The 23,644-nt window shown below is 29.6% G+C and carries 16 protein-coding genes; 1 reads left to right on the plus strand and 15 read right to left on the minus strand.

From position 1 onward, the window contains the following. Window positions 1–89: 89 nt before the first annotated feature. Together ACSYT2_RS07340 and ACSYT2_RS07345 are read right to left on the minus strand one after the other, a co-directional pair. On the minus strand, window positions 90–1,877 hold the full coding sequence (locus ACSYT2_RS07340) for an ABC transporter ATP-binding protein (protein ID WP_438384352.1): 1,788 nt from the start codon (window positions 1,875–1,877) through the stop codon (window positions 90–92). Then, window positions 1,877–3,613 (minus strand): ABC transporter ATP-binding protein, encoded by a 1,737-nt coding sequence (locus ACSYT2_RS07345; protein ID WP_438384354.1) that lies wholly within the window; start codon window positions 3,611–3,613, stop codon window positions 1,877–1,879. The genes ACSYT2_RS07340 and ACSYT2_RS07345 overlap by 1 nt, the downstream gene beginning before the upstream one ends. A gap of 578 nt (window positions 3,614–4,191) precedes the next feature. Between ACSYT2_RS07345 and ACSYT2_RS07350 the strand changes: the two genes are divergently transcribed. Further along, a complete protein-coding gene (locus tag ACSYT2_RS07350; RefSeq protein ID WP_430856535.1) occupies window positions 4,192–5,559 on the plus strand; it encodes a [Fe-Fe] hydrogenase large subunit C-terminal domain-containing protein in 1,368 nt (455 codons plus the stop codon). Between the two features lie 51 nt (window positions 5,560–5,610). Here the strand turns inward: ACSYT2_RS07350 and ACSYT2_RS07355 are convergent, their stop codons facing one another. The 13 genes from ACSYT2_RS07355 to ACSYT2_RS07415 all read right to left on the minus strand — a co-directional run bounded on the left by ACSYT2_RS07355 (window position 5,611) and on the right by ACSYT2_RS07415 (window position 23,504). After that, window positions 5,611–7,344 carry an FUSC family protein gene (locus ACSYT2_RS07355; protein ID WP_430856536.1) on the minus strand — a complete coding sequence of 578 codons (1,734 nt, stop codon included), beginning with the start codon at window positions 7,342–7,344 and terminating at the stop codon, window positions 5,611–5,613. Between the two features lie 116 nt (window positions 7,345–7,460). Next, on the minus strand, window positions 7,461–8,597 hold the full coding sequence (locus ACSYT2_RS07360; RefSeq protein ID WP_438384357.1) for an NAD/NADP octopine/nopaline dehydrogenase family protein: 1,137 nt from the start codon (window positions 8,595–8,597) through the stop codon (window positions 7,461–7,463). 286 nt (window positions 8,598–8,883) lie between these two features. Further along, window positions 8,884–11,949: a glycosyl hydrolase family 18 protein gene (locus ACSYT2_RS07365; protein ID WP_438384359.1), complete on the minus strand. Its 3,066-nt coding sequence runs from the start codon at window positions 11,947–11,949 to the stop codon at window positions 8,884–8,886. 62 nt (window positions 11,950–12,011) lie between these two features. Next, entirely contained in the window at window positions 12,012–13,730 is a 1,719-nt protein-coding gene (locus ACSYT2_RS07370; RefSeq protein WP_438384360.1) for a glycosyl hydrolase family 18 protein, read from the minus strand. 191 nt (window positions 13,731–13,921) lie between these two features. After that, complete coding sequence (locus ACSYT2_RS07375; protein WP_438384362.1) at window positions 13,922–14,647, minus strand: TIGR03943 family putative permease subunit; 726 nt, start codon at window positions 14,645–14,647, stop codon at window positions 13,922–13,924. Window positions 14,648–14,660: 13 nt separating this feature from the next. Then, the gene (locus tag ACSYT2_RS07380) at window positions 14,661–16,256 is read right to left on the minus strand and encodes a permease (RefSeq protein WP_438384363.1); all 1,596 of its coding nucleotides are present in this window, start codon (window positions 16,254–16,256) and stop codon (window positions 14,661–14,663) included. Window positions 16,257–16,278: 22 nt separating this feature from the next. Then, a complete protein-coding gene (locus tag ACSYT2_RS07385) occupies window positions 16,279–17,229 on the minus strand; it encodes a CobW family GTP-binding protein (RefSeq protein WP_438384364.1) in 951 nt (316 codons plus the stop codon). Between the two features lie 176 nt (window positions 17,230–17,405). Then, window positions 17,406–19,586, minus strand: a complete 2,181-nt coding sequence (locus ACSYT2_RS07390) for a dockerin type I domain-containing protein (RefSeq protein ID WP_438384367.1) — start codon at window positions 19,584–19,586, stop codon at window positions 17,406–17,408. 176 nt (window positions 19,587–19,762) lie between these two features. Beyond that, the gene (locus ACSYT2_RS07395; RefSeq protein WP_430856544.1) at window positions 19,763–20,404 is read right to left on the minus strand and encodes a pentapeptide repeat-containing protein; all 642 of its coding nucleotides are present in this window, start codon (window positions 20,402–20,404) and stop codon (window positions 19,763–19,765) included. Between the two features lie 89 nt (window positions 20,405–20,493). Continuing rightward, a complete protein-coding gene (locus ACSYT2_RS07400) occupies window positions 20,494–21,822 on the minus strand; it encodes an MATE family efflux transporter (protein ID WP_430856545.1) in 1,329 nt (442 codons plus the stop codon). Window positions 21,823–21,872: 50 nt separating this feature from the next. After that, a complete protein-coding gene (locus ACSYT2_RS07405; protein ID WP_430856546.1) occupies window positions 21,873–22,682 on the minus strand; it encodes a MerR family transcriptional regulator in 810 nt (269 codons plus the stop codon). Window positions 22,683–22,793: 111 nt separating this feature from the next. Next, window positions 22,794–23,132: a hypothetical protein gene (locus tag ACSYT2_RS07410; RefSeq protein WP_430856547.1), complete on the minus strand. Its 339-nt coding sequence runs from the start codon at window positions 23,130–23,132 to the stop codon at window positions 22,794–22,796. Window positions 23,133–23,192: 60 nt separating this feature from the next. Beyond that, the gene (locus ACSYT2_RS07415; RefSeq protein ID WP_430856548.1) at window positions 23,193–23,504 is read right to left on the minus strand and encodes a rhodanese-like domain-containing protein; all 312 of its coding nucleotides are present in this window, start codon (window positions 23,502–23,504) and stop codon (window positions 23,193–23,195) included. Between the last annotated feature and the right edge of the window lie 140 nt (window positions 23,505–23,644).

The following is a 23,644-nucleotide window of genomic DNA, read 5'->3' on the forward strand; positions in this document are numbered from 1 at the left end:
TATCCATTTTTTTCTATTTAGATTATTTCTCTATATAAAAATAAGGTATCTATGATAAAAATATCATCATAGATACCCTATTTTTTCATTTATGCCCCTTCATTAATGAATTCATATTGAGACATATAAAGATTATAATATATACTTCTATTTGCTAATAAATCTTCATGATTACCTACTTCTACTATTCTACCACTTTCAACTACTATAATCCTATCACAGTCCCTAATGGTTGATAATCTATGTGCTATTACAAAGGAGGTTCTGCCCTCTAATAATTTCTCTATACCAGATTGTACTAACTTTTCGGTTTTTGTATCAATATTTGATGTTGCTTCATCAAGTATTAATATACTTGGATTAGCTAAAAGAGCTCTTGCAAAGGATACTAGTTGTCTTTGTCCTAAAGATAGCCTTGAGCCTCTTTCATTAACCTCTGTATAATATCCACCTTCTAACTTACTAATAAATTCATGAGCATTTACAGTCTTTGCTGCCTCAATTACTTCTTGATCAGTAGCATCTAATCTACCGTATCTAATATTCTCCATAATAGTAGTTGAGAATAAAAATGTATCTTGAAGCATTATTCCTAATTGGCTTCTATAAGTCTCTAAATCTAATTCTTTTATATCCTTACCATCAACTAAAATCTGCCCTGATGTAACATCATAAAAGCGACTTAAAAGCGATACAATAGTTGATTTTCCAGCACCTGTACTACCAACAAGGGCTATTTTCTCTCCTTGCCTTACCTTTAAATTTATATTCTTCAAAACATCATAACCATCTTCATAGGCAAATCCAACATTATTAAACTTTACATATCCTTTAATATTATCAATTATTTCTGGATTTTTAACATTAACTATATCTGGCTGAATATCTAAAATATCAAAGATTCTATCAGCTGCTGCTAAATTTGTTATTAAAGTATTATAAAAGCTTGATAAATTCATTATAGGTCTCCAAAACATACCTGAATACATTGAAAATGCTAACAAAGTTCCTATTTCTATCTCTCCATTAACTATTAACTTGTATCCTAAACCAAATACTACAACTGTTCCAATTCCCCATGATAATTCTACAAGTGGCCAGAATAAATCATTAAGTCTTACTGCTTTGTTAAAAGCAAGCTTCTGCTCCTTAACTAACTCCCTAAATTTATCTTCAGTATTATCCTCACTAGCAAAAGCTTGAACTACTTTCACCCCTGAAAAATCTTCATGAGTAAAGGCGTTTAAATTAGATCGCTTACTCCTGTACTTTTCCCATCTTATTCTTGAATTTATTTCAATGAAAAACATTGCAAATCCTAGTACTGGAAGCAATGCAATGCATGCAAGGGCCAATTTGACATTAAGAATTAACATTACAACTGCTACAGTTATTAAATTCAACATTTCAGGTATCAATGATTGAATACTTTGATCAAATAAATTTTTCAGAGCATTAACGTCACCAACAACCCTTGCTAATATTTTACCTACAGGTCTATTATCAAAGAAGTTAAATGAAAGCTTTTGAATATGTGAATACAGTTCATTTCTTATATTAACTAAAATATTATTGGTAATTGATGCTATCATTTTCCACCTAATCCTTGATAATATCCATCCAATTAAATTCATTATTACTAAGATAATACCTATAATAATCAATCCATTTGTATCTTTATTAACAACTTTATCGTCGATTGCAACCTTTAAAAGATATGGATTTATAACACTACAAATCATAACAAATATCATTAGGAGTATTACTAACACTGATTTTGATTTATATGGTTTTAAATATACTAAAAGTCTTCCTACTAAATCTTTTTTTCTTCTACTACTTATCTCTTCATCTCTTCTTATAGAATTTTTAGCCATTATACCACCTCTCTATCTAAGGTATCGAAATCTTTAAACTGCTCAGAATAAATATTATGATAAATCCCTTTTTTCTCTAATAATTCCTTATGAGTCCCTAGTTCTTTTATTTCTCCATTTTCCACATATAAAATTGTATCTGCATTTTTCACTGCAGATATTCTATGGGCTATTATAAATGTTGTAGATGATTTTTCTCTTTTATTTAAGTTTTCTAATAAATCATGCTCTGTCTCCATATCTAGTGCTGAAGTTGCATCATCTAAAATTAATATAGGTGCTTTTCTTAATAAGGCTCTTGCTATAGAAATTCTTTGCTTTTGACCACCAGATAGCCCAAGACCTCTCTCTCCAATCTCAGTTTCAAACCCCTCTTCTAAATTTTCAATAAAATCTAGACAACATGCTACTCTACATGCCTCAATAACTTCATCTTCAGTAGCATTCAAACTGCTAAACTTAATATTATTTAATATAGAATCAGAAAATAAAAAGGTATCTTGTGGGACTATAGACATATTACTTCGTAATATATTTATGTCATAATCCCTTACATCTACTCCATCAACTTTTACTGCACCAGTATGGACATCATAATATCTACCAATTAAATTTAATATTGTAGATTTACCAGATCCTGTTGTACCCATAATTGCTATAGTGCTTCCTTTCTTAATATTGAGATTTATGTTATTTAGAACATTATCCTCATTATATCTAAAGTTCACATCTTTAAATTGTATATCTCCTTTAACTTTTTCAGGACTATAAGCATCATCTTTTGTAGTTATATTAGACTTCCTATCAATTATATTAAATATCTTCTTTGCAGAAGCAGTATTTCTTGACAGTATATCCATTAAATTACCAAGCATCCTCATAGGCCAAATCAGGTTCCAAATATACCCACTAAATGCTACTAATATTCCAATTGTAATCTCTTCATTCATTACAAAATATCCACCTAAAATAATCATTACCACCAATGAAATATTAGTTAAGAATTCGATTGGTGGAAAGTACTTAGCTATAACTGTTGCTTGTTCCATATTTAAATCATAATAAGATCTATTCATCTTTAGGAACTTATTAACCTCATATTTCTCCCTTGCAAATGCCTTAACCAGTCTAACTCCTGCTATATTTTCTTGTGCTGTTGTATTTATCTCAGCAGTCTTATCACTTATTTTCCCATAACATTCACCAAAGATTTTCTCAAGCTTTATTCCAATAAAACCTATAGGAATCATTATTGTAAAGCAAGCTAATGCTAACTTCCAGTTTAGATAAAATAGTATTATTGTTGATAAAACAAAATATAGTATATTTTCAACAAATAATCTTAAACCAAAGGAAATGGTTTGCCAGATATTCTCAGCATCCTCCCCTATCCTAGACATTAATTCTCCCGTATTCATTCCATCGAAATATTTAAATTCTAACTCTTGTATATGAATGAATATATCATTTTTTAATTCTTCATGAACTTCACTACTTGCAATATCATAAAGATATTCCTTAAAATAGCCAAGAATAGCTTTAATTATAGAAATTGATAAAATCATTAAAACTATTGGTGCAATTATAGATTTATCTCCTTGAATAATTCCTTGATCTAAAAATACCTTCTGAAGGTATGGTATACATAAATCAGCACCAATAATTGCAAGCATGGATAAGCTACCTAAAGCTACCCAAAGTTTATACTTTAAAACATATTTTAGTACTCTTTTCATATTATTGCCCCCTTAATTGCGACCTTTATTATAATTATTACTCCCGCCCTAAAGAAAAAAAGGTCATGGATATACCATGACCTTAATAATCTATTATTTTCTAATTTATGGCGCCTATAAACTATAATAATAAAAGGTCATGGGCTACAACCCATGACCTTGTTTTACAATACTAAATAAAACATAAAAACAACTAGAAACCTAGTCCTTTTAGTGAGATAGGGTTATAACTATATTTTTTACCATATGAATTTTTAACAATTCCATTAATATTAAATGATTTCATCGTTATATTAAACATAGTCCTACCTCCTTAATATTTTTTTCTTCTTTTTTATTATATTTAAAAGTTTTCTTTTTGTCAATAATTTCTTTTAATTTTATTTTTTAACATTAAATATTATACTTTTGCAAGTTAAAAATCATATTACATAAGAATATTATTGAAAATGAAAATAATATTGTTCTTAAATTATATTAGATTATCATATTAATCTAGGTATTATTTTCTATAAAATTATATATACTAAGGATATGAAATTTGCATAAATAAGTTTTAATAAATTGGAGGATTTTTAATGAATAATAAATATAATGATATATTTGATACTTTAGTTAAGTCTTACTATGATGGAAACTTTGATGAAACATTAAATAAAATCATGCTTTGCCATGAAAAATCACCTCAAGATACCTTCCAAATAATCACATCCCTATGTGGGGTTGATGTAAAGTATGATAATAATTATCTATATAATTTAAAGAAAGCTATTACTGATTATACAGTTAGTAATAGAATAATAAAAAAACTTCATGATTGTTCTGTATCCTGTGTAAGTAATGATTCTAAAGAACATAGCTGCCAAGTTGCTTGTCCTTTTGATGCTATAGGTTATGATGAAAAAAAGAAATCAACATATATTGATCCGGAAAGTTGTGTAAGCTGTGGTTTATGCGTGGATGCATGTAAAACCGGAAAAATAATAGATAAGGTAGAGTTCCTACCAATAATGGATCTTATTAAAAATCATGAAACCGTTATAGCAGCAGTGGCACCTGCTATTTCAGGTCAATTTGGTTCAGACGTAACTATGGATCAATTAAGAGCCGCCTTTAAAACAATAGGCTTTACAGATATGATAGAAGTAGCTTTTGCAGCTGACATGCTAACAATTAAAGAGGCTTGTGAGTTTAATAAACATGTAAATAAACCTGGTGATCTAATGATAACTTCTTGTTGTTGCCCTATGTGGGTAGGTATGTTAAAAAAAGTCTATAATGATCTTGTCCCTGACCTCTCCCCTTCTGTTTCTCCTATGATTGCAGCTGGAAGAGTAATTAAAAAGCTAAATCAAGAAGCTAAAGTTGTATTTATAGGACCTTGCATTGCTAAAAAAGCAGAAGCTAAGGAGAAAGATATAGAGGGGGCTATTGATTTTGTTTTAACCTTCCAAGAGGTAGAAGAAATTTTTAAAGCTTTAGAGATAGACCCTAGAGATTTAAAGGGGATACCTTCCCTTGAATATGCTTCTCGTGGTGGAAGACTTTATGCACGTACAGGTGGTGTAACTATAGCAATAAGTGAAGCTATAGAAGAACTATATCCGGCTAAATATAAGCATTTAAAAGCAACTCAAGCAAATGGCATTAAAGAATGTAAGGAAATACTTAAAGCTGCATTAGAAGGTAAGATTGATGCAAACTTTATAGAAGGAATGGGCTGTGTTGGTGGCTGTGTTGGTGGTCCAAAGGCTATAATTCCACCTGCTCAAGGGAAAGTAGCAGTTGATGATTTTGCTTTTGATTCCCCAATTAAAGTTCCTGTTCATAGTAGAGTTTTAGATAATATTCTTAATGAAATTAATATTACCTCTTTAGAAGACTTTAATGATCCTGAGAAGATAAGTATTTTAGAACGTGATTTTATTCAACCTAAAAAAGCGTAAAATATTAAGGCTTCATTCTACAATGGTTGAAGCCTTAAACCTATTAATAATTTAACTACCACCACCCATTTCAAATAATATTTTATATCCCACCTCTACAACTAAATTAGTATTTGAATCTATAAACTTATCAATTTCTTCCCTTTTTTCTTTAAGATTTCTAAGATAAAGTTTATGACATAAAAGGGTTGTATGAATTATTATATCCCTAATATCATTTGTTTCTTTCTGCCTTGCAATATTCTTTATACTTTCACCGATTAACATATTACTTAATTTTATAATCTTTTTCTTTAAATCCTCTATCCCATACTCAAGCTTATATGGAAATAGATATCTATTCACTAAGATAATAACCAGCACACCTACAAGTACATAACTTACCCTATAGAATATTAAAGTATTAATATTCTCTGTTAAAGAAGAGATACAAATTGATGCTACTGCAGCAAATAAAGAAATTTTCGAATAATCTTTAAATCCATAAAGTAAATATAAAGATATAATTAATATTAAAACAGTTACCCATCTAATATTAATAAAATTTATTGTTACGCCCGTAAAAATGATTGCAATCACATTACCTACTATCCTTTCCTTTGTCCTTGATAATGTATCTTCGTAATAGGGTTGCATTATAGACATTATAGTAATAATTACCCAAATTATTTTATAATATCCTAGAGTTTCACCAATAAATAATGCCATAGTTAAAGTAATTGCCATTCTCATAGCAAACTTATACCTTATACTTTCTGGATTAAAGTACTCTTTAAAAGTTGTTTTTATTCTATCTAAATCCGATCTCTGCCATTCTTTATATACCTTATTTATCTCCTTCTTTCCTAATAATTCGATTTCTTTAATATTTTCTACTAAGAGTAAAACTGTATCCATTAAATTATATGGATACTTTAATGGATCAATATATTTATCAGATATCTCATATGAGTACTTTAGCAATTCTGAACTCTCAATATTACCCTCTGAATAAAATATTATGTAATCAACTATTAATAATAAATCTTCTATTACTTCTTTCTCTATTTCACCCTTTAAATAATCTTTATATATTTTTTTCAGGTTTAAATTCATATGTTCTATAGCTATAAATATTTTGAACTGAAATCTACCAAGGTTAGTTGTTAAATACTTTTTATGCCTGGTAATGTAAATCCTATATACTAGTTCCCTCATGCTCTTTGATGAACTAATTAATAAAGCTTCATCAAATTCTCCATGCAATATATTCTCTATCTGTTTTTTAAAATTATTAAGTGTATTAATTACATTTTTACCCAATATCTTTTTCTCATCCTCCATATGAATAAAACTCCCAACCACCACCACTAGAACTCCAAATATTACTGCTAAAAATCTATTAGGTAGTTCAGCTAGTGATATGGAAGCGTATTGTGTAAATACATATAGCATTATAAAAGGTTTATAAAATGTAAGATCATATGGTGAAACAACTGTGTAAATTATTAAAAAAATACTAATAAAATTTATAGGAACTCCTAAATAAATATTTTGAGATGATAAAAATGATATAAATACAATAAGTAAATCTAAAGCGATGATTCTAAATACCTTACTTGTTTTTTTTACTTGAAAGTTCTGCCTACTCATTACAGCAGATGTTATCGCAATAGGAAATGCAATCATAATATTTTTAACTCCAAAGAACATTCCAACACCAAACATTGTTATAAATGCAACTGTCCCATGCTTAATCATTGAATATTTATTAATTTTAAATTTAGATATCAATTTATTAAACATCTACTTACCCTTATTCCTTTCATGCTATTATTTATAGATATTATTTCTCTTTGTAATACTATGTATTCAGTAATTATTTTATATAATAAAAGATACTAGGTTTCCCTAGTATCTTTTTATAATTTTTTATAATAGTTTATTAATTCTTCCTTTGTTTTAATTCCCTTAGCCTGTGGAATTAATAACTCTCCTTTATCTTTTCCTACTAATTTTCCATTAATCATATACTCTTTTCCAACTAATTTCTGTCCCCAAGTAATTACCTTATCAACTGTTGGTGTATCAACATCACAAAGCTCTCCAAAAGCTTTTATAATACAAAGCCCAAATTGTATATCTTCAACGAAATATCTAGAATTCTTATCTGGAATATATCCCCCTTCAATTTTTACCATTGGTGAATCAATTCCTTGGAATCCTGGTGCTTTATTTATCTTACATGAAAGTTCCTCAGGTTTTTCTATTTTATATCTTTTTTTAATTTTCTCTATATCCTCTTCATCAAAATCATTATCTTCATTTAATGAATTAAATATTAAAGCTAACTCCTCATCTAAATCTAATAATGTTTTCGATGCTAAGGTACTCCACTCCTCATAAAAATATGGATTTCTACTATATACCTTTTCGCCTTCTATATAATCATTAAATAGTTCATATAATCTAGATGGGTGCATTGTTGGATTAGATGGAGATAATGTTATAGGCAAATAGTTACTTAATGGAATACAGGGTATATCAATAAAGCTAGTCAATATTTCACATACCTTACCTGAATATTCACCGGGAATTACCCTTACCTTCATAAATTCATTTTTTTGCTTAAGTAATACAGATTCACCATATGTTTCTAATCTTATTATTGATGGTACCCTTTGTGTGCCAAAAAATATACATCCCTTCTCTAATAATTCATCTATTAAATATTCTTTACCACCAAAGCCAGGAATAACACCTATTACGGTACCTTTTTTCACATATTTGCCTATAATTTTCAATGTTTTCTCAATCATGAAGGAAGGATATGTTATTAATATATAATCAGCTTCCTCCACTGCCTCTTTATAGTCAGATGTTATTGAATGTAATTTTACTTTATGTTTTAAGTTTTTTTCCTCTTCTACTAAAAGTAATTCACTTTTAAAATTTTCTGGTTTTGATGTATGTAACCAAACTTTACAATCCTTTTTCATTGAAATATATGTTGCTAAATATGTACCAATATTACCTGCACCAATTATAGAAACATTCATAATATTACTCCTTTATCCTTCTTTTTCAGTATTAATACTCAGAACTATATTTTTAATTTAATAGTATTCTATCTCTATCTTCCAATTTATCTCTCCCATTAAATTCGATATATTGTCTAATTATTCCTATATCTATGGCTTTATTAAATTATCTACTACTCTAATATTATATCCTCTTTTCTTATATAATAACTTATTTTAATCTTCTTTATTCTTAATTCATTTTAATAAAAAGCTCATCCAAATCTTATATTGAATGAGCTTTTTATTTTATTATATTTATTAACTAGTTTACCTTTTTCCAAGGTCCCCATTGATTATCTGGAGCCTCACTATTAGTATCCCATTTTTCACATAAATACTTTTCTCCATGGTATATAACTATATCGCCCTTATAATATTGCTTTCCTTGTACCCATGTATCATTAGGAAATGGATTTGGTTTTTCTGGATCAATCTTTGATGATACTATTACAATATCATATATATCAATTACTCCGTCACCATTCATATCACATTTAGCATCATAATTAGCTTGACCATAAACCGTATTGTACTTAGATGCTACTAAAGCTACATCATCTAATGCTACCTTACCATCACCATTTACATCTGGTGCTCCTGGGACTACTACTTGTTCAGTTACCTCTACAGATCTTTTTGTTATAACAGAATCTTTTCCATCTGTAAGTTCAATACTATAATCGTATGTCCCCTTTTGCTTACCTTTAAAATCAAATGATATTGTTTTTTCAACATCACCAGCTTTTAAAGTTCCTGTTTTTATAAGTGTAGTTCCTTCATAAAACTTATAACTAGTTGCAGTGTTTCCCGAAGGTATTGTAGCTGTAACTGTATAAGACTTATCAACTATACTGCTTACACTTAACTTTGCAGGTTTTAATATATCATCTTCTTTAAATTTATGAATGTAATTACCTACTGTTGTTGAGAAGGTATTATTATATTTGGTATCCCAATTCACTGACCAAGCCATTACACCTCTAAATCCGGAGTACCCAGCAGGATTACTTAACTTCGCTTTTCCTCCATAACTTTTAGCCTCTCCATATATAATATATTCACAAGCCTTAATAATTTCACTTGGCTCTACATAACCACCACTTGGAGCAGCAGTATTTCCAGGGCTTCCCGGTAAACCAAACATAACTTGATCCGGTCTTAACCCCTTAAACCTTCCAGCTGTTCCATAACCTAAATCAAAGCCATTAATTAGCATATCTGTCATTGCTACTAGTGAATCTGCTGTTCCCCTAGCGTAGTTTGCACCATATTGAGATCCATCTGGAGCTGCCGGTATACCATTATTATAATATTGAACATGAAGATATGATAATTCATCTCTTATACCATTAATAATTGGTAAATAAGCTCCATTTATTCCTCCGAATGTTGAATATCCTTGTTGTACATAAGGAACTTCTGGTGCAGCACTAATAATAAAGTTTGAACCATAATGAGCCTTAATTTGTTTAATTGCCTTTATTAGGTTTACTATTCTTGGCGAAACCGGTTTATCAACAGTATCCCCATTTAAGCTTATTCCTTCTTCAACATCTACATCAAGCCCATCAAAACCATACTTATCTATTATATTAATACATGATTTAATAAATTTATCTGTTTTTTCGTCATTGTCTAAATGTATAACTCCATTTTGCCCACCTAATGATAGTACTACTCTTTTACCTTCTTTGTGTAATGTCTTAATATCTCCTATAAATTCATTTTCATCGTACTCTGGTACAAACTCAACTGTACAAAAATCCTTAGGAGCTTCCCCAAATGATACGTTGTAAACATCCCAAGTTCTATTAACATTCTTTAATTTAATAAAACCTGTTCCATTATCAAAGTTATGCCAATATCCAACCATAAGCTTTTTATTACCTATGGATTCAGCATCATTTATAGTATCTGGTATTACTTTACCTGGATCTGGTGGATTAATCACTCCACCTCCTGAACCACTACCTCCTGAAATTTTCAATTGATAGTTTTCAGAGGTTAATGACTTTCCTGAAGAATCTTTTACAACTACAGTATAATCGTAGGTTCCATCTTTCTTATTATTTATAGTTACAATTTTACTTTGAATAGATGAACTACCAACTGTTAGATTTCCTTTTTGTAATGATGTTGTGCCTTCAAATATTTCATAACTACTAGCAGTATTTTTAGCTGGAATATTTGCTGTTAAAGTAAAACTTCCATTTACTACTGCACTAGATGATAATGATCCTTTTTGTAATGTATTTTCAATTACTTTTAAGCTATCTAATGTTTTTCTAGCATTATTAGAGAAATTAAAGTTCTTTGCTGCATCCCAGTTTGCAGACCAAGACATAACTCCTCTAAGTCCTGAATATCCAGCTGTATTTTGCATTTTATAGGTATCACCATATGATTTACCAGTTGCTAAAGCTAAAATAGCTTTATTTAGATCATCATTTGATACATATCCACCAACTGGTGCTGCCTCCGGACATGCTGGAAGTCCTATAATAACTTGATCCTCTCTCAAAGCTGGGAACATATTGCCAGTACCCCAGCCAACTTCAAATCCATTCAAAAGCATTTCAGTCATTGCAACTACAAAATCAGGAGTTCCTTGTGTATAAGGTCTTCCATCGCTTCCATTCATACCACCTGAATTGTATAATTGTACGCTTATATATGTTAGTATATCCTTTACACCATATATAAGTGGAAGATAACCGCCACTACCTGACATTAAACGTCCTTGTACATAATCAGTTTCAGGTGACATAGATAAAATAAAATTATCACCATATTTTGCATGTAATTCTTTACATGCAGCAATTAAATTAACATTTTGAGCAACCTTTGGATTTTTATAATCATCTGATGTTTTCATTGCATGCTCTAAGTCAATATCAAGTCCATCAAAGCCATACCTATCAATAAGATCGCTTACCGACTTTACAAATCTTGTTTTAGCAGCTGTATCACTAAGTTCTACAACTCCATACATACCACCTATTGATAAAACCACTTTTTTCCCTTTACTTTGTAGATATTTCACATCACTTATAAACTCTGCTTCTGATTGTATCTCAGGTTTAAATATAATTGTTGCTTTATCCTTTGTAGCATCTGTCTCTCCAAAGGATACATTTATAACATCCCAATTCTCATTTACTTCCCTTAATTTTAATACCTTGCTATTATTATCGAAATTGTGCCAGTATCCAACCATAAGTCTATCCTTTAATTGTGGTGCTGCCTCTGCAACTCTTGCTGGCAAGAATGATAATAATAAAAAACATACTGTTAAAGTTGATATAATTTTTTTTAATCTATTAGACATTTTCCCCCCCTATTTATATGTAGGAAGGTTGTAATCTATAGTACAACCTTCCTAAAGTAATATTATGCTACTTTTTCCCAAGCACTATCTATAGTGTCTGGTGTTACATTTTGAGTCCACCACTTTGCTCTATATTTAACTCCTTTATAAATCACAGTGTCTCCACCTACATATATCTTCCCTAGTTCAAAAGTATCATTAGGATCTGGCTTTGGTTCAGGATCTGGTTTTGGCACTTCAGGAACTAACTTCCTTGAAACTGCTACGATATCATATATATCTACTATACTATCAGAATTAACATCACAAGCTGCAACATAATTAGTTTCACCTTTTAATGTATTATATTTATCTCCTATTAAAGCAATATCACGTATATCAATAACTCTGTCACGATTAACATCTTCTTTTTCAAATTCTTCCTCTGGGAATTTCTGCCCCTTAATTAAGCCATTATTCATAATTGTATGCATTGGAGCTCCATTTTTGAAATCATCTCCACTTGCATCCCATACAATTAACCCACCATAGTTATTATTATTAATATAGTTACATCTCTCTTTCAAAGAAGTTTCATCTTCATAGGTAATAAATTGCTTTTTAGATGCATTATAAAGGTAAGGAGTTCTTGCTATTGGATCCCTATACTTAGTCCATCCACTACCAGCCTTCTCTAAATAATTCTTAATGCCCCACCATTCATATTGTCCTCCACCTTCAGTTGAGCCTCCGTATTGTGGTTCACCTTTAAATCCGCCAGTTGCTTTTTGATATAATCCATCACCATTTGGTCCTGGTTCAACTCCGCCCCAACCTCTTGAGTATAAAGGTGTTCCAGCTAATAATTTATTTGCAGGAACTTTATACTTATCTCTATATATCTTCATAGCATCATCCATATTAAATTTAGGTCTTGTAGTGTCTGCTGGATTGCCATATAAACCTGCAAGATTACCAGTTACATTATCCCATGTTCCTGCAAAGTCATATGTCATAACTCCAATATAATCAACATATTGTTGATACTTATCTGGCTCTGTTAGATTAATTTTCTCTTCTCCAGCTGACACCGCAACAGTTAACATTTTATCTTTCATATTACTTGCATCAAACTTTTCTCTAACCATCTTTAATAATCTTGTAAAGTTTTCCTTATCTTCTGGTCCTCCAACTGCACCTCTATCAGTTGATCCTTCAAAGGTCTCTGGAGCCCTTGTTATTCCTGGGTACTCCCAATCAATATCAATACCATCAATGAATGGATACTTTTTCAATGTATCAACCATACTTTGGGCTAATGTATCCACCTTCTTGGTATCCTTTGCAACTTCATGAAACATTTCACTTCTAGTCCAACCACCTACAGAAATTAAAATTTTAACATTAGGATATAATTTTTTGTAATATCTGTACTCTCCAAAATGCCCAGCTAAAAGATTGCCACCTATACCAGTACCTGGATACTTCTCCCAGTCTGCTTTATCTCCATGAGTCATTTTTTCTGTATCCTGGAAGTCTGCCCAGGCATCTGTTGTCTGAATTTTATAATCCTTTGAAATTTCCCAAAAACCATGGTTAATGTGAGTAACCTTGTCCCATGCAATATTTTCCACCTTACAATTACCCATTATTTCATCATAATAGGCCCAATTTGGAAAATAGCTTACAATCCGTTTTGTCGTATCATTTGTTACTGCATTTACTTTTGAGCTAATACCTGATGGCACTATTAAACTTGTACATAGTAACATTGGTAAAATAGCTCTTAGAATTTTTTTCATTTAATCCCCCCCTTTTTAATTTGTACATAAAAATAATATATACATAATAAATACTATACTTTTAAATCCAAAAGTCAATATATGTAATAAATGTAAATTTTTATTTTTTTCTATCGCTTTACTAATGCTTTTATATCAAGAAAAGACTAAGTCAATTAGTATATAATAAACTTAATCTTTTTTTCTATTTACTAAAATGGATATACATATTGATTGCTTGGTGGCTCTACTATTTCAATTGATTCAGCTTTTAATATTATTTCCTCCTCTAAACCATTCTTCTTTTTGTAAATTTTACCAATCACCTTTACCCAAAGTCCTTCTTCATATTCATGTACACTACTACTTTTAATGCCTATTTTAGTCATATCTGATGTGCAACATGTCATCATAAATCTAGTAATTTGAAATTCCTTATTATCATAAGAATCTTCCTTATGTATAAATCCAATTATTTCTATTTCCTTATTTTTATACTCATCATATTTTTTCAAGCTTTCTTCAACAAAATTTATAAAATTCCTATCGCTTACTATAATTCTATCTTTAAAGTTTGTCTTCTCGTTATTCAAATTACTGTCCTCATCTTCTATAAACTTTTTACCTATTTCAGTTTTCTTATACTCTATTGATTCTTTTTTAAAATCCTTAATTACAAAAGTAGTGGCAATAATTAATGGAATAATGAAAATTACATACTTCGATTTCTTCCTTCTAACTTTACTAGCTTTAAAAATAAATGGAATTAAAGAGATAATAATAAAACCCATTCCACAAGTAGCTATAATAATATAAGGTATAACCCTAGGATGCACTAAATCTGTTATTTTTCCACTTAGAACAATTGAATAAAAGAAACAAGAAAATCCTAATAAAATTATTATCTTTATAACAATATCTATATTTATCCTCTTCATACCTTCCCCCACCCTAAATTCTAATATTTACCAATATAATAGATGCTATTAGAATCACAATAGAAAACAGCTTAAGTATGAAGTTCGTTTTGAAACTCCCTAAAAGCATCATTGTGTTTTTTATATTTATCATCGGTCCTAGCACTAAAAACCCTAGAACTGAATTTAATGAGAATTGACTAACAAATCCTTTAGCTACAAAAGCATCAGATGTAGAACATACTGAAAATATAAATGAAAAAGCTATCATAGTTAATACAGACCCTATAGGACTTCCTGATAAACTACTAAAGCTTGTCTTAGATATAAAAATTTGCATTGTAGTTGCCATTAGGCCCCCTATAATCATATATTTTCCAACTTTGAAAAATTCCTCACCAGCGTAAATAAATACCATTCTAATTTTGCTTATTAAACTTCCTTCTTGATCATACCCACCATTACAGAGACCACAGTCACAGCTTAGCATATTTTCTACCAATACTTCTTTGGCTGGTTTTCTCCCCATAATTAGTCCCGCTACTATTGATATAATCATACCTATTAATACACGATAAATTACAATAGCTTTCATCTTTGGAAATGCATATATAGTTGACATTATAGCTATTGGATTTACAATTGGAGCTGCTAGCATAAAGCTTATAACTCCTGAAAAATTCATACCTTTTTTTGCAAAACCACGAGCCAATGGAATAGTTCCACAATCACAAACAGGAAAGAGTACTCCTAAAAGGGATGCCATCACACAGGATAATAATCTATTTTTTGGGAAAAACCTTAATATGTTTTCTTCTGATATAAATATTTGAATAATTGATGAAACAAAAGATCCAAGAAGTATAAATGGAATACTTTCTATAATAATTCCAATAAATATAGAATTAAAACTTAGTAGCATAGACATATCAACAGATAATTTATCTGCATTAAAACTCTTTAATGTTATAGCTAATAGTAATCCTAAAATAATAATTAAAATACCAATAACCGAATTATTTAGATACTTAGATATTTTACTCTGACATGTTATATCAATCTTTCCAACTGAAATTAATTTCTTAATATCCTCAATTCCGTTACAGTTTACAAAACTAGCTACCTCATTAATCTGTTTTATATTTTTCTTAATATCTGAAATAGCCTTTTTATTCATATTTTCTGTATTGTTAAGTATTAATATATCACTATAAAGAATAGGTTCACTAATAATATCTCCCATATTCATCATATACATATTTGCTGTCTTTCCATCAACTGTACATACAACCTTTTCTAAAATACATTTATTTTTAATTGATTTATCATTAAAGATTTTTATTACAGCTTCAGTTCCCTTCATAGAGTTGCATTCTATGAGAATCCTAGTTGGATAATATGTTTTAATAATTCCTTTAAGAACTTCAGCATTAATCCCTTCATTTGTTTTAGTTTTTAAAACTATTACATCTTTATTTCTCTTAGAAAAATCTATCTCATTCCTACCAGATTCATCCTGTATAATTAGAATATTTTCATCCTTATGTTTATCACTATTTATCAATGAGTTTATCACTGTAGTTTTCCCTGAACCTAACATTCCCAAGAATATATTAACCTTAATCTTCATAATCTTCCCCATCTATAAATGTCTAGTTAAATAAATATTTTAACTTACTTTTATCTAACTTCTCACCAATTATAGCTATTTTCCCTAATCCTTTATTATTTGTAGATTTGATATTAAACTGTCCAGGTGTGTAATGAAATTCTACCCATCCACCAGATTCTGTCTTTACTAAACCCTTGCCTCTTAATATATTTCCAAACTCGTCAGTTTCTTTTATTCTTTCAAATATTCTCTTTAAAGCTAATTCAGAATATAACTTTGTCGTTTCAATTCCTAAAGTATCAAATATGTTATGAGCGTTATGTTTTGTAGTGTTTACCATTCTTTTACTTATAGATGATTTTTCAACCATAGACAATCTTTTTTCTATAGTTTTTATAAAATCTCCCTCTGCTATTTTTACAATATCAGAGCCATCCATCATATTTAAAGGAACTGCAATAATAGTAGCATATTTATTATTCTCTCTTATTTTCTGAGTAGCTTTTTCCACTAACTTGCTATCTATATCCTGAACCCTTGTAAGAACTATTGTTTTAGCATTGCTTATTTGGTCTTTATAAAACTCACCAAAATTATTTACATACATGTCAAAATTAATAATATCAACTACTGTAAATATATAATTTATTGAAGCATTATAAGTTTTACCAACCTCTCGACAAGACTCTATAACTTCTGTTACCTTTGCTACTCCTGAGGGCTCTATTATTAATCTTGTTGGATGATAACCTTTAATTATGTCCTTTATTGACTGCTTAAAATCCCCAGCTATTGAGCAACATATACAGCCAGATGAAATCTCCTTAATATCAATATTTGCATCCTTTAATAAATCTCCATCTATAGAGACTTCTCCAAATTCATTTTCAATTATTGCAATTTTATCTTCTTTCGAAACCTCACTTATTAACTTCTTAATTAGTGTTGTTTTCCCAGCACCAAGAAAACCTGAAACAATATCTATCTTCAAATTAAGTACCTCCATTTCTTGCTAATTACTAACAGTTGTGTAATAACTAGATATTAAACCTACTATTATGATAGATGTATATTCAGGACTACCTTAATTAATTACCATTACTGCCCTACTAACAAAAAAAGATAAGGCAAGTATACATACTTACCTTACCTTCTTAAAATATTTAATTATATTTTTTTACTTATTAAAACAATATCATAAATATCAATTATTAAATCTTTATTGATATCACATTTGTTATCCCAATTAGAATCTTTATTTGTAATATTATATCTTTGTGTTATTTCTGCTAGATCTTTTAAATCAACTTTTCCATCACAATTAACATCTTCTTTCATAGTTTCATTTCCACCATTTACTATTAATACTGGATTCTTATAATATCTTTGAGCTTTTGTAATCCACCAATAACTATCCTCTGGAGGACTACCTACTGAATCAGTACTATCTCCAACTCCAGCTCCAAATAACATAGTAGTTACCCCTGCATCCATTGCTTCTTTAATATGACTACCATAGATTACAGTATCTCCATTAACTGTAACCTTTGTATCTTTTGCTTCATTGCTTGAAAAATAATTAAATCTATTTCCTGCTCCTGGTTTAAAGCTATCACCAAAGAAATATGAAGGTGCTGAATCCTCATAATTCTTTGGAACGTTGGTCAAATCCTTAAATAATCCACTACCATAAGGACTCCTTTCCTGTGATGTATTAATATGTCCTACTGGTAACTGCCATAATGTAACTGGCATGTTAGTAGTTTCATGTAATGTCTTTGTATACAATAAATAGTTATTCCATAAGTCAGGCCCCCAAAACCAACAGGATCCTTTAGGATCTTGAGCTGCATTTTTTTCATAGGCACCATCAAAGCCATATTTATCTATAGAAATAAAATCCGCTCCATAAGACAGAATTCCTGCTTCCATATAATATTCTGCAGTGGCCTTTGCAGCTCTCTTAATAAATTCTCTGCCTTTATCCCATCCCATAGTCTCAGTTGCATGCATTAAGCCTTGAGATGGAACTCCAACTTCTGTATAACCCCAGGTGTTAAACTGCCATCCATAATTAGCTTTAGTAGTATTTTTATTAATAATATAATTTATAGACTTTACAATCCCTTCAATTGTATTTGGAAACTCTGGATCTTTTCCTTTTTGAAGAATACCAGATGTATATGCTGATTCCACGCCAACAGCTTCTATTTCTGTTGTTTTCTTACCTGATTGCTGCATCATATATCCTATAAAGTCAGGCTCAAGTATTATGCCAAAGGTCTCATCCACCAAATATTCATTACAAATATCTAAAAAGAATTTTAAATCCTTGTAGTATGCATCCATATATGTTTTGTCATTAACATGTTTTAAATCACGACCATAATCCTCTGCTGAGTCTGGTATATTATAGAATACAAAGTAAGGAATCATTCCAAGCTTTAAGCTCTCAGTAATATATTTCTTAGCTCTTCCTCCATCATCAGACGTCCAACTCCTCCACCCAGCAAGAGGACCACCATTTATATAAATATATCTAATATCGCACCTTTTATTAGTATCATCTACATCTGTATCTTTCCAAAAATCCAAATCTGTTTTTGTATCCTCTGATACTTGCCCAAGTGAAACGTATTCAGGTAATCCAGGTAATGAACCATCAGCTTTTTTTACCCTTACTCCAATCTGCCTAATATATCCATTAGTTTCATCTACTATTTTCAGTCCACTTCTTCCTGCATTCGTCCCCTCCACTCTCAAAATATTTCCATTGATTATAGTAGCCTTTACTGCTGATGTATTACTTGATATAACACTAAAATTTTTACTATTTGTCTTTGAATTACTTATTTTATACTCTGAAACCCCTTTTTCTACTGTAAATTGATATGCTAAATTCTCATCATCAACCTTATCAATTGATATATCGCTTGTCTCTCCACCACCTACTCTTACAGAAATAAGATCCGTATTTGTGCTACCATAGGAGTTTTTTAACTCTACATAGTAATAGTAGGTTCCCTTCTTTTCTCTTCCTCTAATATTAATAATAAAATTCTGTACATTTGGAGTTCCATCACTTAATGATTTTGATTCTATTGGAATAAAGTCTCCTACTCCTCCAAACCTTTCGTAGATAGTATAACTAGTCCCATTATTTCCATACCACATATTTACTTCAATATCATAGTTCCCGTCAATATCTTCTCCATATTGGTTATGCTGTAATGTTGCTTTACCAGGGACCCCAGTTGCAATTGCACTTACAGTTATATCTGGTACGAAAGTTAGAATAACTACAAATGTTACAATTGCAGATATAACCTTTTTAAAATTCAATTTCATAAACATTCCCCCTACATTAATACTCATATCATTATATTACCATAAATGTAAATTTTTTATAGCATTCTACTAATATTTATTTTAATTAACATAGTTCTAAAGTTTTAACTTCTATAGTAAACCAAAAGTATATTTGAGTAATAAAAAAATACTAGCTAATTTAGCTAGTATTTCACTTATTGAGCCTTTTCTAAAAATCTTATTACATAACTTAATGTATGAAAATCTCTATCTATTTGATCTTTAATTATTTCTAATCTTTTTATTAATGATTCCTCATGGAAATTTTCAAGTAATAACATTATTGTAATTGGACTGATATTACCTTCTTTAGTATCAAATACTCTAGACTTTTTAACAAATTGATTTTCCATTATGTCTTCTACAGCTTTTTTTAAATTATCACTTATTTCAAGCTCTGGCATCTCATCAAAGATTCTAATACCTGGATCACCATGGTCTAAGTTTTTAGCCTTTTCTACATCAGTACCTACAAATATTGTATTTTTAAATTCTGCCTCTTGGAAGTTAACACCATCTAAATTAACCCCCTCAAATATTGTGTTCTCAAATTGTGCACCTTTAAACTTACTTTCTTTTAAATTAGATCCTATAAATTCTGCACCATTAAATGTACATTGTTGAAAGCTACACTTTTTAAAATGAGCCCCTCTAAAACTTACAAAATCAAAATTTGAGCCACTAAAATTACAGTTATAGCAATTACTACTCTTAAGATTAAGATACATAAAATTCTTATCTCTTTTTTCTATGTTATCATATTTAAACAGTCCTACTGGTCTTCTACCCCTAGCCATACTTACCTCCTTGGTTACTTATATGATTTATCCAACTTTCATAATATAATTATACCTTCTAAAAGTCAATTCATAATAAGATTGAAAAATTATATTTTTATTCTTTCTATTCTAGGTTTTATTATTAAATAAATAATAACAAGGGTTAGTAGCTCTGTCATAGGTACTGTAAGCCAAATACCTCTTACTCCCAATATAGAAGATAGTGGATATAATAATATAATAATAAAAATAAGACCTCTACCTAATCCAATTGTAAGGGACTCCTTAGCTAATCCCATAGCCTGATAGTATGCACCATTTACCATATTTACTCCAGCAATAATAAATGTAAATGAATATATCCTCAAACCTTCACTACCAATACTAATCATATCATCTGTAGCTTTTGTAAAAATGTTAATTAATAAACTAGGTGCTGTTATTGAAATTATCCATGCCCCTATTCCTATTATTAGTGCAGTTATAATTCCAATTTTTCTAGCTATTTTTGCCCTATCATAGTTATTTGCTCCAACATTATAACTTACTATTGGCTGTATAGTTTGTCCGATTCCGTTAAATAGTGCTGATACAACTATAGCGATATTTGAAATCACCCCATATACTGATACAGCAACTAATCCACTAATATCTTGTAATTTTAAATTGAATAATAATATTACTATTCCTACCGATAATTCAATACAAAAACTTGGTAGTCCACATTTTACAATATTCAATATGTTTTTAAACCTTATCTTCATCCAAGCAAATTTCAGATTATTTTTCTTTGAGATGAAGTGTGTTAAAAGTACAATTACGGATAATACCTGGGCAGTAACTGTAGCCAAAGCTGCACCTGCCATTCCCATGTTTAGTGGGAAAATAAATAGATAATCTAAGATAATGTTAGTAACTGCACCAACTCCCACTGCTATCATTGCTAATTTAGGTGCTTTATCACACCTTAAAAATCCTTGCAAACTGTTACCAATAAGAAAGAATCCTGATCCTCTAACTATCCAATAAGTATATTCTCTAACCATGTCTATATTTTCAGATGTAGCTCCTAAAAGATAGGCTATCTTTTCCTCAAAGACCACACCTATAACAGTAAATATTATAGCAAGTGTTACTGCAAGTACCATAGATAAACTAAATATAGCGTTACCCTTTTTATTATTTCCTTCTCCTTTAGCCATTGACATTAGTGTAGAACCACCAACACCTATAAGTAGCCCAATTCCAAAAACAAAGGAAAATATAGGAATATTTATATTTAGAGCTGCTAATCCATCTCCCCCAAGTCCTTGTCCTACAAAAATAGTATCAAATAATACATAAACACTTGTTACTAATGATGCACCTAAAGTTGGAAATAGATAATGCAGATATAACTTTTTAATATCATCTTTTAATAAATCAATTGACTTCATAATTACCTCCTTCCTTTAAGGTAATTATAAACCTTATAGTTACTATAAGGTCAAGGTTTTTCAATTTTAACTTGTAATTTCGTTAAATACTCATCTTCATTTTTTGTATAAGCACCATCAATTGTATATAATAAAAAACCATCTCCTTTTTCTATATATCCATTTTTATTAATCCACATAAGTAGCTTATTATATTCTTCTTCTATATCATTGACCTTTCCTTTAAACTCAATTGTTGCATATTCTCCATGTTCTATCTCTGTTGCGCCTACTTCTGAGAAAATATTTTCTTCTGAAAGCATAATTAGATGATTTTCATATTTACAATCACTAGGCTCTTTTCTTTTATTTCTTATACAGTATCCAGGAATTCCATAAAACAATAACTCTACCTCGCCTACTTTTCTTAAAACCTCTTTAATTCCCTTTTGATATGATTCTTTTTTTTCCATCTTTAATTTATATCTTCTTTTTTCGTAGACTATTTTATATTTACCTTCTTTATTGTATTTATCATACTCTGATAATAAATTAAGTTGAAATTCTGTAACCTTCTTTATTTGATTTAATCGTATAATTTCAGAATCTATCTTATTACTGGCTTCCCTTAAAAGATTTCTCATTGTTTCAATATCTCTGTTTTTCCTGTATTCTTTAATTTCTTCTAAACTTTTATTTATCTTAGTTAATAAAAGTATCATATCTAACTCTAGAAATTGATTCTCTCTATAATACCTATACCCATTATCTTTATTTATAATTTCCGGAGAAAATAATCCGATTTTATCATAAAATCTTAATTTTTGTGTTGATATTCCATGAAGCTTTGCCATCTCTCCAATCGAGAATATTTTTTCCATAGTTCCACCTCATTAATATTATTTGTATACATAAAAAAAGTATAGCATTTTGCTATACTTAAATAAATCTTTTCTAGTTATATATTTTAATTTTTGATGTATTTAACTATATTAATCATTTAGATATCTATTAATCTTATTTGATTCAAAATAATTTATTTTTTCTCTAATATATATCTCATGTTTTTTATCTCTTTGCCTATAGTAATCATTAACTATCCTCTGATACTCTTCTCTTGATAATTCCTCTAGAGACTCCCTTTTTCGTTTCACTGACCTAATAATAATTTCTATCCACTTTTTTTGGGGAACCTTATTTTCGATCATAATGTCCTCTAAGGTTACATCTAATGGCTCAAAATAAAACTCCTTATATCCATCCTGACTTTTATATTCAACTAAGTCAGGTCCATACATCCCATCTGATTCATTATTAAATAAATTCTCCATAATTCCTCCTAATTAAGCCTATCTATTGGAATTATGGACATGTTTAACTCTTTTTATACACTATTTTTTTATTACTTCAAAAGGCCAACTCTGTATACCACCTATATTATAAACATCTTTATATCCAAAATCATTTAGTATTTCAGCTGCTACATGGCTTCTATGTCCACTTCTACAGTATACTAAAATAATTTTTTCTTTATCTGGTAATTCTGTCTCCAACATGTCTTCTAATTCTCTTAATGGAATCAGCTTACTATTTTTTATATGTACTTCTTCATATTCTTCTTTTGTTCTTACATCTAAAAGAATTGCTTCACCTTTATCTAAAACTTTTTTTGCTTCCCTTTGAGACATTGACTTAATTTCCATTTTTTTCTCCTTAGTTAATATACTATGTCCTCTTATTATCAAACCCTACATAGATATTATTTTTCTTTTTTATATTATACAACATTTTTTCTAATTAATAAATATTATCAATTACTTTTCTTTTTCATAAAAAATACTCA

Origin of the sequence: Clostridium zhoujianii (assembly GCF_051590805.1) — a bacterium.
GTDB lineage: Bacteria > Bacillota > Clostridia > Clostridiales > Clostridiaceae > Clostridium.